Genomic DNA, 20,319 nt, shown 5'->3' with positions numbered 1-20,319 from the left:
ATTAAATTGATTATAATAAATCATGAAAAAATTTTTTAAAAGAGTTCTTTATACATTGACCACACTCTTTTTTGTGGTCACTTTACTTTTTCACTACCTCTCTAATCGTGTGGTTGAAGAGCTTGAAATGATTAATCGTTTGCATTATGAAAACAGCTACTTAACCGATGCGGCCATCATTTGTATGCAACTGTATTTAATTGATCCCACACAAAGTAACAAAGAGACATGCATCAAAATAGAAGATGAAATAAAAGATAATGTCAAAGAGCTCAACAGCTATACTATTGCATCCATGTACTTAGATTATATGGATAACAACCGCTAATTAACCGCGTGCAAACTTCTTAAACTCTTCGATAAGTTGCAGTTCTCTTGTATAAAGATATTTTTTAAAGACATCTTCATTGATTTTAGGTATTTCAAAAGTAATGCCAATAATATAATAATCCTCCATTGGTGTAATTTTTAAAATTTTACCTTGAAAGTTAGAGATACAGAGTTTATCAACATAATAAGCCAAGTCTGATTCAGGTATTTCAAAAGCCAATTTCAAATCAATAAGGGTATCTTCTTTGAAAAAATCAGGCAAATGTTTGATCTTAAACGTCAAGTTATTAATCGAGATAGACACCAGTGTAATATCAATTTTAGCGCCACCTTTTTTATATGCCATGAGTTTCATATCAGAAGAGGGTACAATACGTGCATATTTTCTTCTTTTAGGCGTATACTCAATAAATTTCAGACCACTTAAAGCAACTTGACCATTTTTATTGTCAATGCTTAAAAGTTTTCCTTCAATATCACCTGAAAGATACTCTGATTCAATGATGGTTTTTCCATTAAACTCAATTGCTTTGGTTTGTATTTTTCGCGTTTGAATTTCAACATAATCTTTATGAATATAAACAATGGTTCCTTTGTGAATAATGGGAATACCCTTATAATCACTGATCAGTTGAATTTCATTGTTGTTCTCTTCGAGTGCTTTTAATGACTCAATAGGTGACTCAGACGATACCTTTTCACTCAATGCATTGATTGGAGTAGTCATTGCCATTCCTCGCACCAATGCATTATGTAACAACAGTTTATCAATTGGTTTTGGAAGAAAATCAACGATACCTGTATGCACCATTTTTAATACAGTAGTGGCATCTTTTTTCGTTGATACAACAATAATTTGTGCATTTCGATTCACTTTTTTAATATTTTTAATCAGTGCCAAACTGTTCATTTCTTCAACTTCATACTCTGTAATAACAATATCAGGTTGGTGTTTTTTGTAACTTTCTAAAGCGCGTAAGCCATCTTTTTCAAAAATCAACTCTTTAAAAATATTTTTAAAATTCTCTTTAAAAAAATCTATTGTTTCACTCTGTGTTTCAACAATAAGTGCAGTTAAATTTCTGGCAAGTTTTTTTAACTCCGCAACTCTTTGCATGGTTTCTCCGCTTTTGTATATATAATAATTATAGCAGAGTCTAGATAAATATTGTTATAACCATTAATCAGCTATAATCTAAATAAAATAATCACACAAGGAGAGTTATGAGTCAACTCACTATTTTGCACAATCCACGCTGTTCAAAATCCAGAAATGCACTACAACTGCTTGAAGATAATAAGTGTGATTTTAAAGTTATTCCATATTTAGAAGCAACTCCAAATAAACAGGAGTTAAGCCATATTATTAAACTTTTAGGCATTAAACCCAGTGAACTTTTAAGAACCGGTGAAGATATTTATAAAGAACTGAATTTAAAAAATGAACATGATGAAGACAAAATCCTTGATGCCATGGTAGCTCACCCTAAACTTATTGAACGTCCTATTGTTATCAAAGGCGATAAAGCAGTGATTGGACGACCGCTAGAAAACGTTAAGGAACTCATTAAATAGATGCACGAGAAATCAAAACGAATCAAATATATCCGAGTATTAGAGAAATTCTTTAAACGTAATATGTCACTTTTAAAACTTGACAATTTTGATTTTGAACTCTATAAAGAGCGTACACTAAAAAACTACGAAGAGATGAAAAAAGCGCAAAGTGTTGATTTGAACTCCCCTTATTTAGTCGCTCTTAAAAACTACATTGATTTGGTCTTAAGAAGCATCGAACACCACTCTGAAAGCTTTGAAAATGAAAAAGAGATGCTTTTAAAAGAGGCCAACTTGCTTCAAAAAGAGAAGAATCGAACCAGCTATAAAAAAGACAAACACAAAAATCAAAACTTTTATGATGGATATTAATGCAAGACGAGCATAAAACCTATAAACTCTCTGGTGTACTTAAAAAAGTACTTTACTGTAATGAAGAGACCAAATACTGTATTGCTGTTTTAGAAAACAATCAAAAAATTTGTGGACAATACTTTGATACCAGCATTGAAAAGATTGTAGGAGAAGAGATTGTTTTAACAGGAAACTGGATTACACATAAAAAATATGGCGTACAATTTGAGTTTGAAACACTTGAGCTCAAAGAGGCTGAACTCTTTTTCTTTTTAACCAAAATTGTCAAAGGTGTCAGTAAAAAAATGGCACATGAGATGCTTGAAAAATATACAGAAGAAGAGCTTGTTGAAATACTCAATAACAAACCCAGTGAACTGCTCAATTTTAAAGGCATCAAAGAGAAAAAACTTCAAACCATTTTACAATCTTGGCAAAAATTTAAACACTTAAGAGAACTGGGTTCATTTCTTTCAAAATACAGAGTTACCAGCAATCTTATTACTAAAATCTATGCGCACTTCAGTGAAGTAGAAAACCTCATAGAACGTCTGAAACAAAATCCATATATTCTCATACAAGTCAAAGGTATTGGTTTTAAAAAAGCGGATGAAATTGCACTTTCACTGGGACTTGATGCAAAAAGTCAATTTCGAATTATGGCATGCATGAACTTTACACTGCGAGAGTATTGTGACAACAACGGGAACTCTTCAATTTCAAAAGAGCATCTTTACAGACTGTTGGATGAAGCTTTAAACTTTCACAATGAAGAGGTGTTATATGAGTCTTGCCTCCACACCATGCTTGCCCAAGAGGAGATATCGCAAACTTCAGAAAACCGTTTTGCTCCGCGTATGCTTTTTTATGCAGAAAGCAGAATCTTAGAATTCTTTCAAAACAGAGCTAAAGAGTTGCCCAATAAAAAAATTGTATCCAACTTTAAAGAGTACATTGAAAAAAAAGAGAAGAGTCTGGGATTTGAACTCAGCAGTGAACAAAAGCACGCTGTTGAAATCATCAATGAAGGCAGTAATACACTCTTTTTAATTGGTTATGCCGGTACAGGAAAGTCCACCTCAAGTCGAGCCATTTTAGAACTGCTTGAAGAGATTGTACGTTATGATGATATCATGACCATTGCTCTAAGTGGGATTGCTTCACAGCGAATATCTGATACGACTGGGTACAACAGTGCTACCATACAATCTTTGCTGGTACAACACAAAGATAAAGAGTATTTCCCTTATAAAGTCATCTTACTTGATGAAGCTTCCATGGTCAACAGTGTGACTTTTTATCAAGTCATCTCCAAGATTCATCCAGATTCTATCTTTATCGTCGTTGGAGATGATGGTCAGCTTCCTGCTATTGGCGCAGGAAATATTTTGCATGATTGCATCAAATATGAACTCGCACCCGTATGCAAACTCACAAAAATTTATCGACAAAATGAGCATCAAGCCATTGCCGTTATTGCCAATGAGATACGACAAGGTGAAATTCCTCAATATCAAGATGAGTATGAGGATTTTAAATTTTATGACATCTCTATAAACAACTATTATGCAGCAAAAAATTCTCAAACCCAACAAAATTTTGCACAATTACGAAATGAAAACACGGAGCGCATTTTAAACTCTATTTTGCATATTGCAAGTGGTTATATCAAAGAATTATATGCATTGATTAAAGAGAAAAAAATCAATAAAGCGTTAACACTCTTTCAAATTATCACCCCCATGAAAGGTGGTGTTTTAGGAGTGGAGAACCTCAATATTCAACTGCAACGTCTCTTTAATTCAAGTCGTGAAACCTCAAAACAGACACGTTTATATGAGTATAAACTCATGGATAAAGTCATACACATTAAAAATGAAAACATGAAAGCTCAAACCATGCATATGTATAAAACAAGTTCGAGTGATTTTGTTGAAAAACGTGTTTTCAATGGACAATTGGGGCTTATCATCAAACTTGATTTTGATGAAGAAAAATGCATTGTATTGTACCCCAATGATGACATGGTCGTTTTTTATGACTTTGATATGCTCGATTCTCATTTGAGTTTAGCATACTGTTTGACCATTCATAAAACCCAAGGAATGGAGTATGAAAATGCACTTATTCCCATGACTTTTTCTCATTATATCATGCACAATACAAAACTTCTTTACACCGCCATCACACGAGCTAAAAAAATGTGTCATATCGTAGGAGAAGAGGATGCTTTTAAGAGTGCATGTAAAAGAATAGAGACCACAAAACGAGAATCAGTGATTAATGACATTCTCAAAGAGCATTTTAACTAATATAAAAGCTACTTTTTTGTAATATAAATCAAAAAATTTATAGGACAATATTTTATGATTACATGGATGCAAAGACACAAGAAATGGTTAGTAATTACAATTTGGATCAGTACGATTGCGTTTATTGGTGCAGGTTTTGTAGGATGGGGGTCGTACGATTACGGTAAAAAATCAGGTGTAGTTGCAGTTGTAGGTGATCGAGAGATCTCTTTAGATGAATATCAAAGAGAGTACAGCAACCTTTATGAGCAATATGCTCGAATGTTAGGTGGACAGTTTAACCAAGAGATGGCAAAACAGTTTAATCTTTCTGATGCTGCATATAACTTGGTGATTCAAAAAAATCTTATTCTTTCATATGCAGATGAACTTGGGTTGGATGTAACTGATGAAGACATCGCAAAAGAGGTTGTCAAATATAAAGCATTCCAAAAAGATGGAAAATTTGACAAAAATACCTACGTACAAGTGCTCGCACAAAACAGAACCAATCCTGTTGAATTTGAAAACTCTTTAAAAAGAAATCTTCTTTTAAATAAAATCGAGTCAATTTTAAATGTTCAAGCCAATGACAAAGAGATTGAAAACATTGGAAAACTGCTTTTCATTGAAGATAACATCAACATGACTGTACTTGATGCCAATGAAATCAAAATCGATGTCAAAGAGGATGCACTTAAGCAATATTGGGAAACCAATAAAAACAACTACATGTCTGATACTGCTTATGAATTAGAGACAAAAGTAATTCCTTTAATCAAACAAGATATCTCAGATGAAGAGATTTCAACATACTACTCAAAATTCAAAACCGACTTCACACATGAAGATGGAAAAATAAAAACACTTGAAGAGGCAAAAGCAGACATCATCAATGCTATTTTAATCAAAGAGACAAAAAAAGAGGCACTAAAAACCTATTTGGACCTTAAAAAAGCAAAAGCACAGTTTGATGCAACCTCAATGGTATATGAAAATGAGTTACTCTATCCAGTAGAAAATATCAAAGAGATTCAAACAACTCCTGCAGGAGAGGTATTAAAACCATTTTTATACAACAATGAATACATCGTTGTAAAAGTCAACAGTAAAAACGACCCACAACCTTTAAGCTACAATGAGGCAAAACCTGCAGCCAAAGAGGCATACATTGCACAAGAGCGACAGATTCAAATTGCACAAAAAGCAAAAGCAATGCTTGAAAACTTCAAAGGTTCAAATGTTGGCTATGTTAACCGAACATCGGTGAATAAACTGCCAGGTCTTTCTCAAAATGAAGCAGCAGACTTTTTAAATCAACTTTTCAATGCCAACAGTGTAAAAGGTTCAATCACATTAAACAATAAAATTGTGTTATATAAAATCAATAAATCACGACTCAATGAGATTGATACGAGTAAAAAAGAGGTGGTTGAATCTACTTTATCAAACTTACAAAACAGTGAGTTAATGTCGAATTTAATCAGTAATTTAGAGAACAGATATGAAATTCAATCATCAGTCAATGATGAATCAAAGGATAAATAATTGAGTGATACTATTTTAGCTATAGATATTGGTTCGTCTAGTATAACAGCAGTAATAGCTCAAAATGATTTAAACAATAAAATAAATATTTTAGGTGCTAAAGTTGAAGAGAGTGAAGGGATCAATAAAGGGTTAATCACCAACATCGAAGTAGCATCAGAAGCCATTAAAGAAGCTGTTAAAAGTGTTGATGAAGGTACTGCAAGTAAAATAGACTCCACTTATGTCTCTATTTCTGCTGCATACACCAAAGGGGTAAGAAGTTCAGGAAGTGTGAACGTGCCAAATGGACAAATCACTCAAACTGAAATCAATCAAGTTTTACAAATGGCACTGTATAACGCCACCATTGTACCTGAGTATGATGTGGTGCATGTACTGCCTATTTATTATAAAGTGGATGACTCTCAACTCATTGATAATCCACTGAATATGAATGGAGCCCGACTTGAAGTTGCAGTCTATATTGTAACAGCGAAAAAGACTGCACTGACCAACATCAAATCGGCTTTAAAAAGCTCAAATCTAGAGATTAAAAACTTTGTATTAAGCGGTTATGCTTCTGCCATTGCTGTATTAAACGAAGAACAAAAACGATTTGGAGCTGCAATTTTAGATATCGGAGGAAGCACGACTGATATCGTCTGTTTTAAAGGCAAATCAATTGTATACAATGACTTCTTGCCAGTTGGGTCTATGAATATCACTAATGACCTCTCTATTATGCTAAGAACACCACCCAATGCAGCTGAAACCATTAAGATGAAGTATGCCAACTTACACAGTGGAAGTGCTTCTGGACATGAAGATGAAAGCACCATTAAAAAGATTAAAATCCCCATCATTGGAGATGAACAAAACACAAAAGAGATGCCTTTAGACTCTGTACAAACCATCATTCATGCACGAGTTGAAGAGATTTTAGTCTTAGCTAAAGAGCGGATTAAAAAAAGCGGTATCTCAGACTCATTGGGTGCAGGAATTGTCATCACCGGTGGTATGAGTCAACTGCCAGGCATTAAAGAGCTTGCCGAACTTATTTTTGATAACATGCCTGTAAAAATTTCCAATCCCGTCAATATTCGAAACGGTTACATGAGTTTTGATGACCCGACCATGTCAACGATTGTAGGACTGCTTCTTTATGGACTTGATCCCAATCCAAGCTATGAGTTAGACTCAAACAAACAACTTCGATATAAAAAAGAGATTCAACAGCCTAAAGCTGCACAAGAACAAGCAAAACAGGCTCCAACACAAACGGTGTCTTCACAAGAAGAACAAACAGATGCATTACCAACAATTTCTAAAAAAGATAAAGCCAAAGGTGTTTCAAAATTCTGGAACAAAGTGGCGGAGTGGTTCTAATGAGTAATGATAATTTATTTGACGCGAAGGATATAACTGTGCAAATGCCCAACCAAGTACTTTCTGACAATGTTGCAAAAATCTCTGTCATTGGAGTAGGAGGTGGTGGTTGTAATATGGTTGACCATATGATCAACGAAGGCAGTCATAAGATCGACCTCATTGCAGCCAATACAGACTTGCAAGTTTTACATATCTCTAAAGCACCTAAAAAGATCCAATTGGGACTTAAACTCACCAAAGGATTGGGTGCAGGAATGAAGCCTGAGGTAGGGCGCGATGCAGCCATTGAGAGCTATGAAGACATTAAAAGTGCCATTGGTAAATCGGATATTGTCTTTATTGCTGCTGGTCTTGGTGGGGGTACAGGAACAGGTGCTGCTGCCATCATTGCAAAAGCAGCTAAAGAGATTGGCGCACTCACTGTTTCAGTTGTAACCAAACCATTTGCATGGGAAGGGAAAAAAAGAGCAGGACTCGCAAACTTAGGACTTGAAGAGCTTAAAAAAGTGAGTGACTCTATCATTGTCATTCCAAACGATCGATTACTTGAAATCATTGATGAAAATATTGGTATGAAAGATGCCTTTAAAATCATTGACAACATTCTATTTCAAGCCGTTAATGGTATGAGTGAAGTCATTTTAAATCCAGGTAATTCTGATATTAATACCGACTTTGCTGATGTTAAAACCATCATGCAACATAAAGGTATGGCACTTATGGGTATTGGTAAAGCCAAAGGAGAAAATGCAGCCAACAGAGCACTAGAACATGCCATTGACTCTCCACTGCTTGATAAGATGTCATTAAGTGGTGCAAAAGGGATGTTGATCCACTTTAACATTCATCCACAAGTATCACTCTTGGCCATCAACAACGTTATGGAAACCATCCATGATACGATTGATTCTAACGCCGAAGTAATCTTTGGTACCACTTCTGACCCAACACTGGAAAAAGATGAAGTTAAAATCACGATTGTAGCAACAGGATTTGCTTCTCAGAACCACTTATCAAAAGAAGAAGAGAGTGATGAAAGTGAAAAGAGTGAGAATATTGTACACAATAACGAAAACAACCTCGACACACCGCCATTGATGCGACACTACGAGATCAAGTACAACCTTAAATAAAAAGAGTCAGAGTCCATACTCTACTCTTTAATAATCACCACATCATAAGAACTTTTTTTAATCACCAACGCTTTTGAACTTGGTACCACGCCAAAACGATTTAAATCTTTAATTTTACCCTTGTAGCCTTCAATCTCACTTTCAAGCTTCTCAATGCGCTCATTGAGCTGTAAAATCAAATCCACACCAGCTAAGTTAATACCCATTTCACGTGTGAGTGTCAACACGGTTTTGATATGATCAATGTCTTTTTGGGAATATAAACGAATCTTACCATTTGTTCGAGAGGGTTTGATTAAACCTTCTCGTTCATATTGTCGCAGAGTTTGAGGATGAATACTTAAAATCTCAGCTACAGCTGAAATCAAATAAACCGGTTCAGTGTACGCTTTTGTTTCCATCTTATGCTCCTGGTAACTTCTCTTGCAGTTGTTGCACAAGCTCTTCATCTAAATCTTCGATTTTTGGTAACACAATATTGGCTTTAAGGTATAAATCCCCTTTGGTACCTGTTTTACGATTTAAAACCCCCAACTCTTTGACTCTGAATTTTTGATTCTGTTTAGTGTTTGCAGGTACTTTAAGCGTCAACTCTTTATGAATGGTCTTAATTTGTACTTTATCTCCAAACAAAGCAGTTTTTAAAGGAATATCAAAGCTCTTTATTAAAGTAGAACCATCTCTTTCATACTCAGGACTTTGTGCCACATTGACTTTGATAATCAAATCTCCTCGTTGACCTTGATAACTCTTACCTTTCCCTTTGGCTCTGATTTTTTGACCATCTTCAACCCCTTCAGGGATTTTAATATCAAAACTGTCATTGTTTAAAGAGATGTGTTGTTTTCCACCTAAGACGGCCACATCAAACGGTATGGTGATTTGTGCTGAAATGTCTAAATCAGGAGCTCCAAAGCCAGAACCTCCAAAACCTCCACCAAAAGGGTTTCCTCCAAAAGAGGCACCACCAAATCCAGCCCCACCGCCAAACATTTGTCGAAGAATTTCATCTAAATCGACATGGCTTCCTTGATTTCGTGCAAAATCATGGAAGTTTTGACCACCAAACATTTGATCACCAAATTGGTCATACTGTTGTTTCTTCTCAGGGTCACTTAAAACTTCATATGCTGCATTGATCTCTTTAAATTTATCCTCAGCATCTTTCTCTTTATTGACATCAGGATGATACTTTCTTGCTAATTTTCGATATGCTTTTTTAATCTCATCCGGTGTTGCGCTTTCACTGACTTCAAGCGTCTTATATAAACTTTTTGCCATAAACTAATCCTAAAATAAAATATTCGTTTTTAAAGTCACATTATAACATAAAGTTGAGTCGATGTCAATCAACTTTAATAGAGCTCTTTAGTCATGATTGGCAGAGTGATAGTAAAAGTGGCACCTGTGAAGGTGTGTTCATGATAATCAAACGTTGTGTTTTGAACTTCAATACTGCCTTGCATGCTCTTCTCTATAATTTGATGCGTCATATAAAGTCCCAAGCCCGTTCCTTGACTTTGGTGTTTGGTCGTAAAGTAAGGTTCAAACACCTTTTTCATAATATTTGTTGGAATTCCTTTGGCATTATCCGTCACTTTTATAATGGCATTAGAACCCTCTTGATAAATTTTTATAAAAATATATTTCTCTTTGATATTATGTTGTATCAAAGCATCTTTTGCATTGTCAATCAGATTTAAAAAGGCTTGTGTTAGCTCATTTTTATAGTTATGAATTTTCAAAGAAGATTTAGCCTCAATATGCACTTCAACTTTATGATGTTTAAGCATACTTTCTACAATAGATATATTTTTTCGTATATTCTCTTCTAAATCAAACTCTACAATATCTTTATCTCCTGAAATAAAGTCTCTGAAGTCATTGATTGTCTGAGAAAGGTGCATGGAGTTTCTTACAATACCATCTAAACACTCATTAAACAACTCATCGGTGAGCATATTAAACTCTTTTTGCAATTTTGCGCCACTTGCTGCAGTAGTAATCGCACTTAAAGGTTGACGCCATTGATGCGCAATGTTTCCTATCATCTCTCCCATGGCAGCCATTTTGGCTTGTTCAGAAATGAGTCGGTCACGATACTTTAACTCCGTTAAATCAACAATGGTTAGAATTTTATAGTGCCGTTCTTTAAAATCGGCCTCTTTTAACTTTACCAACGCAGGAAAAGTAGAACCGTTTTTCAAACGCATCGTTGCTTCAAAGGTTGCAGCTGCATTGTTTAAATTTAAACTTGCACTTTCAAAGAAATAAACGATATCTTTTTGTAAGCCTTCTTCTTTTGAGTTTAGTCCAAACAGCTCAACCCCAACATCATTGATATTCACCGATTGATTGTTTTCATTAAAAATAACAATCGCTTCCATAGTGGCATTCAAAAGAAACTCAAACTCCTCAATGGACTCTTCAAGTTGTCCTTTGATTTGTAAAACTTTTTGATGTTCCACTTCAAGATTTTGTTTGGCTCGGGAGAGTTTAAAATTGGTTTCTCGAAGCATTGTACTGTCGTATACGTAGATGATTACAAGCTTTTTTTGTACATCATAAGGGGTGACCGTAACATTTTGTTGCATGTTATAAAAAACACGATCAGTGATCTTATTTTTATACTCAATATTAAAAAAAGATTCATTTACTTCAGTGGTGTAAAAAGTAGGAGAGTTGAGTGTTAAAGCTGCTTTAATCTTCCGTTTGAGCTTATTTTTATTAATATCAGGAAAAATGTCTAAAATATTTTTATTGAGAATCTCGTCAAGAGAGATGTTAGTACGAGTCTCCAACCAACGATTCCAAAATAGCACTTCTAAATCTTCATTTAGAAGTATAATTCCGTTATCAACTGTATCACATATCAAACTGGTCTTATCTAAATAATCCATTACAACTCGTCTAAAATTTTATCCAGAAGTTCTTTGATGAATTCAATTGTATCATCGGTCGTTAAAATCAACAATTCTCCACGAATATTTTGGTTTTCAAACTGTAAAATCGTTGAGATAATAATCACTTGTTGATATTTATCAATGAAATTACTGTCCATCTCATCTAAAGAGTTTAACAGTTTCACTGATGGTGGTGAAAAAGAGACCTCTATTTCCATCTCTTCAGCAAATTTGCTGATGGTTGAAGAGGAGAGAATATTGGTAATCTCTAAAATCACATCACTGATCTCATTTTGATCGTCCAATTCTTCATCTTCTAAGCCAAATTCATGCGCAAGATTTTTACTTGAATCTTCATCAATAATAAAAAGATTCTCACTTGAAAATTTTCCATTAATCAGTTGTGTTGCAAGATATTGTGGCATCCCCACTTGTACTTGATTTTCTAAATGCTCTTTAAGATATTTGGTTTCAATGATATTAATCTTTGGGATAGAGAGTGTTGCAAATGCATCTAAAATCTCAGAAATTGCTGCTGTTCCTGAACCATAGGCAATATTAATTAACTCTTGTAAACAGTCTTGTTGGTCTTCACTTAAAATTTCTGATTGCATGTTCTGTTTCTTTTATTTGATTTTTTCTAATATTTGTTTCATTTTTACATCACTGATTGGTTTTTTCACAAAATCAATCGCACCATCTTCTCGTACTTGGCTCATTGAACCTTGTTGGATATCAGCAGAAACTACAATCACTTTTGCATTGGAATCAAACTCTTTAATCAATTTAAGTGCATGAAAGCCATCCATAATTGGCATGGTCAAATCTAAGAAAACCACATCAAAAGTATTCTCCTTGTATAAATTAACGGCTTCTTCCCCGTTTTGTGCTTGTAAAATTTCATCTTCTTGCCCTTCACGGCAGTCAGAGAATATTTTAATCAGCATTTTTCGTGCCATTTTTGAATCATCGGCTACTAATACTTTCATAAACAAACCTTCTCTTATTTTTATATCTTATTTTACCCAAAAAAGATTAAAAGAAATAAACATTTTACGAAAAGTATGGTATAAATGTGCTATGTTTACGAAAGATGAATGGACTCAAGAAGAGTTATACAAATACAGTTTAGAGCTGGAAAAACACAATATTAAAGTGGTTTTAATTGACACCATCCTCAAACCTTTAGAGAACATTGAAAGCATCACATATAATCCCTATGAAATGAGAGAGTTCCCTAAAGGAAGTATCTTTGTTTTTTATTGTGATACAGGAAAAACAACCAAAGAGCGACTCAACTACTACAAACAAAAGTTTCCAGAATACCATTGTGTAAGTCTTCGAGGTGGAAGAGGGTATTGGCGTCCCAATTATCGATTACAAAATGAAATAGAAAGTAATATATGAAAAAATATGATTATATTGTTGTGGGTGCAGGTATTGCAGGGTGTGCAACAGCCTATTATCTCAAAAAAAGTGGTCAAAATGTTCTGATTGTTGATAGACTTGATTCAACATCTAAAAACGCCAGCAGCACAGCAGGTGGATTTTTATCGCCACTTTTAGGTAAACCCAACACCTTTAAAACATTGGTCACTCAAGCTCTTAAGTTCTCAATTGATTTTTATAAAAAAGAGTTTCCCGAGTTTCTTATAAACAAAGGAGTTATTCGAATACCCAAGGATGAAGAGGATAAAATGAAGTTTGAATCGTATCTACCTCATATGGATTTTGAGTATGAACTCAAAGAGGAGGGTTGTTTTTTTCCTATAGGTTCACAAGTATTTACTTATAATCTTTGTCAAGAACTCATTAAAAGATGTGATAAAAAATCTAATTATGATATTAAACATATAAGTTACATCAACGATGAATATATTCTTAATCATGAATTGATTGCATCCAACCTTGTGTTAACAACCGGAGCAGATGTATCGTTAATAGAGGAAAAATACTTTAACATTCGCCCTGTTTGGGGGCAAAGAATTGATATAGAAACCAACAGTTGTATTGATGTTAACTACCATAAAGAGTGTTCACTCTCTACGTCACAAAAACTAAAGAACAGCCATACTTACAAAGTCAGCATTGGTGCAACACACCATCGATTTAATCAAGATAGTCTTGAGCAAAAAGAGTGTTTAAGAGCTCCCACAGAGAAAAACTTTATACGCTTAAGTTGCGATGAAAACAGCATTAAAAATGATACAGAACTTTTATTAAATAGAGCCCGTGATATTCATGAACTTAATGATGTGAAACTACTTGATATAAAAATAGGAGCCCGCGCTTCAAGTGTTGATTATTTTCCCATGGTCGGTGAACTTATTGACTCACAAAAAACTCTTAATATGTTTCCATACATAAAAAATGGGACACATGTACCACATGAACGATTTGTTCGATATAAAAAACTTTTTGTACTCAATGGATTGGGTGGTCGAGGTTTTGTTTTAGGCCCTTATTTGGCACAGCAACTTGTCGATCACATGGTCAATGGCACTCAATTACAAACAGATATTACAACCGATCGTCTTTTTATACGTTGGGCAAAGCGTCAAGCGTAAGTTAATCTTCTGTTTATTTTAACATGATAGAATTCTGTACATTTTTTTATAAAGGATTTTATAGTGATTAAAAATATCATAAAACTCGTTTTTTTAGGTGTTGCAGCCTTTGCTGTGTTGGTTTTTATTACAGCTGAAAAACCAACTGAAATGAATGCTTCACAAGGATTATCAGAACAAAATTTAACCTTATCAAGTCTTCCAAACACTTTTGAATTGGTTGGAAAAGATCAAATTGTTAATAAAACTGAACTCTTTAAAGAGAATCAAGAGACGCTCTTAATTGTAGGAAATCATGACTCTTTAGCCGTTGTTAAAGATTTACCAAGATTTTTTGATATCTCTTTACCGTATGTGATGGTTGCAAACATTTCAAGCGCACCATGGTTTGTAAAAAAAATGTTCATTCCTGGTAAACTCGAGGAACTTAATGAACACAGTAATATACCTATGATTTATGATTTTGAAGGCAACATGGTCAATGCATTAGGAGTTACAAATAATGCAAAAACTGCGTTCAGTGCCTATAAAATCAATATAGATGGTACCATTACAAAACTTCTTGAAGGAGAAGTAAAAGAGGGTGCTTTAGATGGTACAATGAGTAAAGAAGAGAAAAAAGAGGCACTTCAACCACTTGTAGAGATGTTATAATCGATGCTTTTGCATCGATTTAACACTCAATTTGGCATACACATACGCTAAAACAGTTAAAATGACATAAATGGCTACAATAAAATAGAGTTGTTTAATTTGAGTCACCACTTCATAATAGATAATCATACACGTTCCCATAAACAGCGCAACCATTGAAAGCAGAGTAATCCATAAAGAAGAATTCGTTTTATCTCGTATCCTATAATTCGCATATGCCATCAAGAACGAAACCAATAAAAACGTCACACTTCCAAACTCTAATATAACTTGCAGATCACCTAAAACAATCAATAATACAGCAAATAAACCCATACAAATCACAGCCAAAGTCGGAATGTTTTGATTTCGTTTGGCAAGTTGCTTAGGAAAGTAGCCATCTTGAGCAATCACAGACATCTGTCTTGATGCCCCAAAAAGTGTGCCATTAATTGCACTGCATGTAGCTAACACCGCACCAAGGATAACCAAATGCGTACCAAAATGCCCCAAACTCTCTTCTGCCCCAGCAGCAAGAGCATACTCTTTATTTTGAATGATATTTTCAAAAGGGATGGCTAAAATAGCACCCAATGAGATAATAACATAAATCATAACCGCTAAAAATATTGCACTGTAAATTGCTCTGGGAATATTTTTAGAAGGATTATCCATCTCATTGACCGCATTTATAACCAATTGAAAGCCTTCATAGGCCACAAATGTTAAAGAAGCAACAATTAATATAGAAAGCACAGAAATATCCATATTGTTTTCTAAAAGGTTTGGTAAAGTGGTTTGAGAGTGATTAATTAAAGAAAAAGAGATTACTACAAGAATAACCAATTTAGTATAAACCATCAAATCCTCTATTTTTCCCATGCCTTTGACACTCCAAAGATTGATGGATACGAACAAAGTAATTGCAGCACAAGCAACCATTTTACGCAACAGTTGATCATCTGCAAAGGGAAAACCACTAATCGCGTATGAAGAGAACGTATATGCATACAATGCAATGGTACTGATATAACCAAAAATAACCCACCAACCAATTAAAGAACCCGCAAACGAAGAGTGAGGGAAAGTTCGTTTAAAAAAAGAGTAGGTTGCACCTTCATCTTTATAATAAACACCCAATTTAATGTAAGAGTATGCAGCTAAAGCAGCTATCATGCCACCTAAAGTAATCGCAAATGGTGTAAAAGCACCTATCATCGATACAGAAATACCCAAAACAGTAAAGATGCCTCCACCGACCATTCCCCCTAATGCAATGGCAATAAGCTCCAATAATCCTAAAGATTTTCCTCTGTTTCTGTGTATAATGTCTGCTTTCATCTTCTATCCGTATCTTTTTAAACCATTATAACGAGAAAATTTTTAGAAAAGGTTATCTTAAAAACAAAACTAGTCTTTCTCTCTTATAGTGAATTAATTTAAATTGTGTCATATTTGACACTCAAACAAACTACAACAAGGAGATTACAATGAAACATGAATTGATGGCCTTACCGTATGAATTAGATGCACTTGAACCATATATGTCTAAAGAGACACTGGAGTATCACTATGGAAAACATCATCAAACCTATGTGACCAAACTAAATGGTTTAATTGAAGGAACAAAATATGAAAACCTCTCCTTAACTGATATTATCAAAGAGTCCGATGGTGGAGTATTTAATAATGCTGCACAAGTATTTAATCATGATTTTTTTTGGAAAGGATTGGTGCCTAATGGTTCTGAAATACCACAAAGTGTTACAGATGCCTTAACGGAAGCATTTGGTTCAGTTGAAACATTTAAAGAGGCCTTTACCAATGCAGCTGTGAATCATTTTGGTTCAGGATGGGCATGGTTAGTTAAAGATGATCATGGACAATTAACCATTATATCAACACCTAATGCAGCCACACCTATTACCGAAGGTTTAACGCCTCTGTTAACATGTGATGTATGGGAACATGCTTATTATATCGATACACGAAATGCTCGACCAAAATATTTAGAGAATTTTTGGGCATTGGTTAATTGGAATTTTGTAGCACAAAATTTAGAAGGATAAAAGAGAGGAAACTCTCTTTTATTTAGCTGTTCATTCTTCCTATAGCACAACTGACAAAACTTTTTGCCGTGGTTGTTGCTTTTTCAAAACCACTTAATTCATCACTTATAAGAGGATAACCCATTTTACGAAGTTTTAATTTTAAATCTTCCATTTGATTCTCTTCCATTTCAAGTCTGATTTGACGAGGATGAACATCTAAATTCACCTCCACATCACCAAACTCTTCATTTAAACCTTTAATCAAAGTCTTGGCACAACCACCACACTTTACGTTTAATACTTCAAATGTCTGTTTCATATTCATCAACTTTCAAAAAATTTATTTTCATACAATGCATCAACAAGCTCTTGTACAGATCCAACTGACTTTGCAAAAAGTGTTCTTTGTTCACTGGTGAGTTTAAGCTCAATCACTTTCTCAACCCCATTTTTTCCTAACATCACAGGAACGCCACTAACAATATCTTCATATCCATACTCACCTTCAAGCAGTGCAGCACAAGGATAGACCTCTTTTTTATCATTTAAAATGGCTTCCACCATCAATGAAGTCGCATGAGCAGGAGCATAATAGGCAGAACCTTTCTCAAGATATTTCACAATTTGTGCTCCACCATTTTTGGTTTTTTCAACAATTTCATCAATATCATCTTGTGTCATTACTTCAGTCAGTGCCATTCCTGCAACGGTTGAAAAGTTTGGAAGAGGGACCATATCATCGCCATGACCACCCATCACTGATGATTCAATTTGTCCTGCACCATATCCCAGTTTTTCTAAAATAAAGTGAGACATTCTTGCACTGTCTAAAATCCCAGCCATTCCAACAATTTGATTTCTTGGGAAACCTGATACTTTAAGTGCTGTATATACCATCGCATCTAAAGGGTTTGAAACCACAATGACAATGGATTGAGGAGCATTGATTTTAATCTCTTCAATCACCTCTCTCATAATCTTTGCATTAGTTAAAAGCAGGTCATTACGACTCATTCCTGGCATTCTTGGAAGCCCAGCAGTAATAACAATTACATCACAACCTCGTAAGCAAGCTCCTGTGCTTGCAGTAGTTACAACGGTTGAAGATTTTGCAGCATTTGCTGCTTGTGAAATGTCTAAAGACATCGCTTTAACTAAATTCTCTTTAATATCTTTTAATACAATAGAGGAGCATATTCCTTTTGAAGCCAAAGTATATGCCAAGGTAGAACCTACGTTTCCTGCACCGATGATTGCAACTTTTTTAGTGCTCATCTTTTTCCTTTTTTCATGTTTTGCGTATTATACTACAATGTTTTTTAGATATAAAAAAAGGTAAGGCAAATCGCCTTACCTTTTAAGAAATATGGATGATTGATTATCCAATGATAGAGTTTAATGTTGCAGATGGTCTCATTGCCTCAGATGCTTTTGCATCATCTGGTAAGTAGTATCCACCAATATCAGCTGCTTTTCCATGTCCTGCAACAAGTTCTGCAACGATTTTATCTTCGTTTTCAGTCATTGCTTTTGCAATTGGAGCAAATTCAGCCGCTAAATCTGCATCTTCTGTTTGAGCAGCTAACTCTTGTGCCCAATACATTGCTAAATAGAAGTGTGAACCTCGATTGTCAATTCCTCCTAATTTTCTCGATGGTGATTTATCATTTAAAAGGAAAGTTCCTGTTGCTTTATCTAAAGTATCTGCTAAGATTTTTGCTTTTTTATTGTCTTGAGTATTTGCCAAGTGTTCAAAAGAAGCAGCTAAAGCCATGAATTCACCTAAAGAATCCCATCTTAAGTAATCTTCTTCAACAAATTGTTGAACGTGTTTAGGCGCTGAACCACCCGCACCTGTTTCAAATAATCCTCCACCTTTCATTAATGGAACGATTGAAAGCATTTTAGCTGAAGTTCCAAGCTCTAAGATTGGGAATAGGTCAGTATTGTAATCTCTTAAAACATTTCCAGTAACAGAAATAGTATCTTTACCTTCTCTCATTCTTTTTAAAGAAACTTTCGTTGCTTCTAATGGAGCCATAATAGAGATGTCTAATCCCGTTGTATCGTGGTCTGGTAAGTATTTATTTACTTTTTTAATCATTTGGGCATCGTGAGCTCTGTTTTCATCTAACCAGAAAATTGCTGGAGTATTTGATAATCTTGCTCGTGTAACTGCCAATTTAATCCAATCTTGAATTGGAGCATCTTTAGCTTGACACATTCTGAAAATATCACCTTCTTCTACATCAAATGAGAATACTGTGCTTCCAGATTTATCAGTAACTACAATTTTACCTTCACCTGCTGCTTGGAAAGTTTTGTCATGTGAACCATACTCTTCAGCTTTTTGTGCCATTAAACCAACATTTGGAACCGTACCAATTGTTGTTACGTCTAATTTACCATTTGCTTTACAATCTTCAATTACAGCTTTGAATGATTGCGCATAACATCTGTCAGGAATCATAGCGATAGTATCTTCTTCTTTATCGTCTGCATTCCACATTTTACCACCACCTTTAAGCATAGCTGGCATAGATGCATCAATAATAACATCTGATGGTACGTGTAAGTTAGTAATTCCTTTTGCAGAGTTTACCATTGCAAGTCTTGGTTGCTTTTTATACACAGCAGCAATATCCGCTTCAATTTCAGCTTTTTTGTCTGCTGGTAAAGTGTCTAATTTAGAGTATAAATCACCTAAGCCATTGTTAAAGTTAACACCCATTTCATCAAATAATGCTCCGTGTTTAGCAATTAAATCTTTGAAGTATACTTTAACTGCAAATCCAAACATAATTGGATCAGAAACTTTCATCATTGTAGCTTTAAGGTGTAAAGATAAAAGAACGTCTTTCTCTTTTGCTTCAGCAATTGCTTGTGCATAAAACTCTTGCAGTGCTTTTGCACTCATAACAGTCGCATCAATAATTTCACCCTCTAAAACAGGTAAAGAAGCTTTTAATACTTTCTCTGCACCATCTTTGGCAATATAAGTGATTTTTAAATCATCAGCAGCATCAAATGTTTTAGAAAGTTCTGAACCATAGAAATCACCGTGATCCATATGTGCAACAGCAGTTTTAGAATCTTTTGTCCATTCTCCCATTCTGTGTGGGTTGTTTTTAGCATAGTTTTTAACTGCACTTGGAGCTCGTCTGTCTGAGTTTCCTTCTCTTAGTACTGGGTTAACTGCAGATCCTAAGATTTTTGCATATCTTGCCGTGATCTCATCTGATTCATCATAGTTAGGTACATTGTAACCTTTTGATTGTAATTCAGCAATTGCAGCTTTTAATTGTGGAATTGAAGCTGAAACGTTTGGTAACTTAATAATATTACAAGCTGGATCTTGTGTCATCTCTCCAAGTTCTGCTAAAGCATCACCAATTTTTTGGTCCTCTTTTAAGTTCTCAGGGAAGTTTGCTAAAATTCTTCCAGCTAATGAGATATCTTTTGATACCATTTCAATACCAGAGCTTTTTGTGAAAGCTTTAATGATTGGTAGAAACGAGTAAGTAGCTAAAGCAGGTGCTTCATCAACTTTTGTGTAAATGATTTTCGACATGTTCTTTCCT

At 34.6% G+C, this 20,319-nt stretch carries 21 protein-coding genes; 11 read left to right on the top strand and 10 right to left on the bottom strand.

The window, feature by feature from the left end; translation table 11 throughout:
* Positions 1 to 22 precede the first annotated feature (22 nt).
* Positions 23 to 328 carry a hypothetical protein gene (locus CRV04_RS04390; protein WP_128995597.1) on the top strand — a complete coding sequence of 102 codons (306 nt, stop codon included), beginning with the start codon at positions 23 to 25 and terminating at the stop codon, positions 326 to 328.
* Here CRV04_RS04390 and CRV04_RS04385 read toward each other — a convergent pair whose 3' ends face one another.
* The gene (locus tag CRV04_RS04385) at positions 329 to 1,447 is read right to left on the bottom strand and encodes a response regulator (protein WP_128995596.1); all 1,119 of its coding nucleotides are present in this window, start codon (positions 1,445 to 1,447) and stop codon (positions 329 to 331) included.
* Positions 1,448 to 1,554: 107 nt separating this feature from the next.
* On the opposite strand from CRV04_RS04385, the gene arsC reads away from it, so the two are divergent.
* From arsC to ftsZ, 6 genes are read left to right on the top strand one after another with little or no spacing between them, the layout of a single operon-like run.
* A complete protein-coding gene (gene arsC / locus CRV04_RS04380) occupies positions 1,555 to 1,905 on the top strand; it encodes an arsenate reductase (glutaredoxin) (protein WP_128995595.1) in 351 nt (116 codons plus the stop codon).
* On the top strand, positions 1,906 to 2,259 hold the full coding sequence (locus CRV04_RS04375) for a hypothetical protein (protein ID WP_128995594.1): 354 nt from the start codon (positions 1,906 to 1,908) through the stop codon (positions 2,257 to 2,259).
* Positions 2,259 to 4,553, top strand: coding sequence for an AAA family ATPase (locus CRV04_RS04370; protein WP_128995593.1), 2,295 nt, complete (start codon positions 2,259 to 2,261; stop codon positions 4,551 to 4,553). Before CRV04_RS04375 ends, CRV04_RS04370 begins: the two co-directional genes overlap by 1 nt.
* Positions 4,554 to 4,607: 54 nt before the next feature.
* Positions 4,608 to 6,080 (top strand): peptidylprolyl isomerase, encoded by a 1,473-nt coding sequence (locus CRV04_RS04365; RefSeq protein ID WP_128995592.1) that lies wholly within the window; start codon positions 4,608 to 4,610, stop codon positions 6,078 to 6,080.
* Entirely contained in the window at positions 6,081 to 7,448 is a 1,368-nt protein-coding gene (ftsA, locus tag CRV04_RS04360) for a cell division protein FtsA (protein ID WP_128995591.1), read from the top strand.
* A 44-nt stretch (positions 7,449 to 7,492) separates the two neighbouring features.
* Complete coding sequence (gene ftsZ, locus CRV04_RS04355) at positions 7,493 to 8,584, top strand: cell division protein FtsZ (RefSeq protein ID WP_164969124.1); 1,092 nt, start codon at positions 7,493 to 7,495, stop codon at positions 8,582 to 8,584.
* 20 nt (positions 8,585 to 8,604) lie between these two features.
* On the opposite strand, the gene CRV04_RS04350 is transcribed toward ftsZ, so the two are convergent.
* The 5 genes from CRV04_RS04350 to CRV04_RS04330 all read right to left on the bottom strand — a co-directional run bounded on the left by CRV04_RS04350 (position 8,605) and on the right by CRV04_RS04330 (position 12,476).
* Positions 8,605 to 8,985: a heat shock protein transcriptional repressor HspR gene (locus CRV04_RS04350; protein WP_128995589.1), complete on the bottom strand. Its 381-nt coding sequence runs from the start codon at positions 8,983 to 8,985 to the stop codon at positions 8,605 to 8,607.
* A gap of 1 nt (position 8,986) precedes the next feature.
* Entirely contained in the window at positions 8,987 to 9,865 is an 879-nt protein-coding gene (locus CRV04_RS04345) for a DnaJ C-terminal domain-containing protein (RefSeq protein WP_128995588.1), read from the bottom strand.
* Between the two features lie 74 nt (positions 9,866 to 9,939).
* Entirely contained in the window at positions 9,940 to 11,484 is a 1,545-nt protein-coding gene (locus CRV04_RS04340; protein ID WP_128995587.1) for a sensor histidine kinase, read from the bottom strand.
* Positions 11,484 to 12,101, bottom strand: coding sequence for a chemotaxis protein CheX (locus tag CRV04_RS04335; RefSeq protein ID WP_128995586.1), 618 nt, complete (start codon positions 12,099 to 12,101; stop codon positions 11,484 to 11,486). Before CRV04_RS04335 ends, CRV04_RS04340 begins: the two co-directional genes overlap by 1 nt.
* Positions 12,102 to 12,113: 12 nt before the next feature.
* Positions 12,114 to 12,476 carry a response regulator gene (locus CRV04_RS04330; protein WP_128995585.1) on the bottom strand — a complete coding sequence of 121 codons (363 nt, stop codon included), beginning with the start codon at positions 12,474 to 12,476 and terminating at the stop codon, positions 12,114 to 12,116.
* Between the two features lie 91 nt (positions 12,477 to 12,567).
* On the opposite strand from CRV04_RS04330, the gene CRV04_RS04325 reads away from it, so the two are divergent.
* The 3 genes from CRV04_RS04325 to CRV04_RS04315 all read left to right on the top strand — a co-directional run bounded on the left by CRV04_RS04325 (position 12,568) and on the right by CRV04_RS04315 (position 14,708).
* Positions 12,568 to 12,894: a hypothetical protein gene (locus tag CRV04_RS04325; RefSeq protein WP_128995584.1), complete on the top strand. Its 327-nt coding sequence runs from the start codon at positions 12,568 to 12,570 to the stop codon at positions 12,892 to 12,894.
* Positions 12,891 to 14,054: an NAD(P)/FAD-dependent oxidoreductase gene (locus tag CRV04_RS04320; protein ID WP_128995583.1), complete on the top strand. Its 1,164-nt coding sequence runs from the start codon at positions 12,891 to 12,893 to the stop codon at positions 14,052 to 14,054. The genes CRV04_RS04325 and CRV04_RS04320 overlap by 4 nt, the downstream gene beginning before the upstream one ends.
* Positions 14,055 to 14,117: 63 nt before the next feature.
* Positions 14,118 to 14,708 (top strand): hypothetical protein, encoded by a 591-nt coding sequence (locus tag CRV04_RS04315; protein ID WP_128995582.1) that lies wholly within the window; start codon positions 14,118 to 14,120, stop codon positions 14,706 to 14,708.
* On the opposite strand, the gene CRV04_RS04310 is transcribed toward CRV04_RS04315, so the two are convergent.
* Entirely contained in the window at positions 14,703 to 16,028 is a 1,326-nt protein-coding gene (locus tag CRV04_RS04310) for an APC family permease (protein WP_128995581.1), read from the bottom strand. The genes CRV04_RS04315 and CRV04_RS04310 overlap by 6 nt on opposite strands.
* Before the next feature lie 149 nt (positions 16,029 to 16,177).
* On the opposite strand from CRV04_RS04310, the gene CRV04_RS04305 reads away from it, so the two are divergent.
* Entirely contained in the window at positions 16,178 to 16,756 is a 579-nt protein-coding gene (locus CRV04_RS04305; protein ID WP_128995580.1) for a superoxide dismutase, read from the top strand.
* A 22-nt stretch (positions 16,757 to 16,778) separates the two neighbouring features.
* On the opposite strand, the gene CRV04_RS04300 is transcribed toward CRV04_RS04305, so the two are convergent.
* The 3 genes from CRV04_RS04300 to CRV04_RS04290 form a co-directional block, all read right to left on the bottom strand.
* The gene (locus CRV04_RS04300) at positions 16,779 to 17,057 is read right to left on the bottom strand and encodes a heavy-metal-associated domain-containing protein (protein WP_128995579.1); all 279 of its coding nucleotides are present in this window, start codon (positions 17,055 to 17,057) and stop codon (positions 16,779 to 16,781) included.
* A 5-nt stretch (positions 17,058 to 17,062) separates the two neighbouring features.
* Positions 17,063 to 18,013 carry a malate dehydrogenase gene (gene mdh, locus CRV04_RS04295; protein WP_128995578.1) on the bottom strand — a complete coding sequence of 317 codons (951 nt, stop codon included), beginning with the start codon at positions 18,011 to 18,013 and terminating at the stop codon, positions 17,063 to 17,065.
* Between the two features lie 103 nt (positions 18,014 to 18,116).
* Positions 18,117 to 20,309 (bottom strand): NADP-dependent isocitrate dehydrogenase, encoded by a 2,193-nt coding sequence (locus CRV04_RS04290; RefSeq protein WP_128995577.1) that lies wholly within the window; start codon positions 20,307 to 20,309, stop codon positions 18,117 to 18,119.
* Positions 20,310 to 20,319 lie beyond the last annotated feature (10 nt).

This window comes from Candidatus Marinarcus aquaticus (assembly GCF_004116335.1).
Lineage (GTDB): Bacteria > Campylobacterota > Campylobacteria > Campylobacterales > Arcobacteraceae > Marinarcus > Marinarcus aquaticus.
Note: the sequence above shows the minus strand (reverse complement) of the source record. Positions and strands in the feature narration are given on the sequence as shown.

Excerpts from the sequence above, each read along its gene's own strand:
- CRV04_RS04390 (WP_128995597.1), top strand. The coding sequence starts at position 23 with ATGAAAAAATTTTTTAAAAGAGTTCTTTATACATTGACCACACTCTTT.
- CRV04_RS04385 (WP_128995596.1), bottom strand. The coding sequence starts at position 1,447 with ATGCAAAGAGTTGCGGAGTTAAAAAAACTTGCCAGAAATTTAACTGCA.
- arsC (WP_128995595.1), top strand. The coding sequence starts at position 1,555 with ATGAGTCAACTCACTATTTTGCACAATCCACGCTGTTCAAAATCCAGA.
- CRV04_RS04375 (WP_128995594.1), top strand. The coding sequence starts at position 1,906 with ATGCACGAGAAATCAAAACGAATCAAATATATCCGAGTATTAGAGAAA.
- CRV04_RS04370 (WP_128995593.1), top strand. The coding sequence starts at position 2,259 with ATGCAAGACGAGCATAAAACCTATAAACTCTCTGGTGTACTTAAAAAA.
- CRV04_RS04365 (WP_128995592.1), top strand. The coding sequence starts at position 4,608 with ATGATTACATGGATGCAAAGACACAAGAAATGGTTAGTAATTACAATT.
- ftsZ (WP_164969124.1), top strand. The coding sequence starts at position 7,493 with ATGCCCAACCAAGTACTTTCTGACAATGTTGCAAAAATCTCTGTCATT.
- CRV04_RS04350 (WP_128995589.1), bottom strand. The coding sequence starts at position 8,985 with ATGGAAACAAAAGCGTACACTGAACCGGTTTATTTGATTTCAGCTGTA.
- CRV04_RS04345 (WP_128995588.1), bottom strand. The coding sequence starts at position 9,865 with ATGGCAAAAAGTTTATATAAGACGCTTGAAGTCAGTGAAAGCGCAACA.
- CRV04_RS04340 (WP_128995587.1), bottom strand. The coding sequence starts at position 11,484 with ATGGATTATTTAGATAAGACCAGTTTGATATGTGATACAGTTGATAAC.
- CRV04_RS04335 (WP_128995586.1), bottom strand. The coding sequence starts at position 12,101 with ATGCAATCAGAAATTTTAAGTGAAGACCAACAAGACTGTTTACAAGAG.
- CRV04_RS04330 (WP_128995585.1), bottom strand. The coding sequence starts at position 12,476 with ATGAAAGTATTAGTAGCCGATGATTCAAAAATGGCACGAAAAATGCTG.
- CRV04_RS04325 (WP_128995584.1), top strand. The coding sequence starts at position 12,568 with ATGTTTACGAAAGATGAATGGACTCAAGAAGAGTTATACAAATACAGT.
- CRV04_RS04320 (WP_128995583.1), top strand. The coding sequence starts at position 12,891 with ATGAAAAAATATGATTATATTGTTGTGGGTGCAGGTATTGCAGGGTGT.
- CRV04_RS04310 (WP_128995581.1), bottom strand. The coding sequence starts at position 16,028 with ATGAAAGCAGACATTATACACAGAAACAGAGGAAAATCTTTAGGATTA.
- CRV04_RS04305 (WP_128995580.1), top strand. The coding sequence starts at position 16,178 with ATGAAACATGAATTGATGGCCTTACCGTATGAATTAGATGCACTTGAA.
- CRV04_RS04300 (WP_128995579.1), bottom strand. The coding sequence starts at position 17,057 with ATGAAACAGACATTTGAAGTATTAAACGTAAAGTGTGGTGGTTGTGCC.
- mdh (WP_128995578.1), bottom strand. The coding sequence starts at position 18,013 with ATGAGCACTAAAAAAGTTGCAATCATCGGTGCAGGAAACGTAGGTTCT.
- CRV04_RS04290 (WP_128995577.1), bottom strand. The coding sequence starts at position 20,309 with ATGTCGAAAATCATTTACACAAAAGTTGATGAAGCACCTGCTTTAGCT.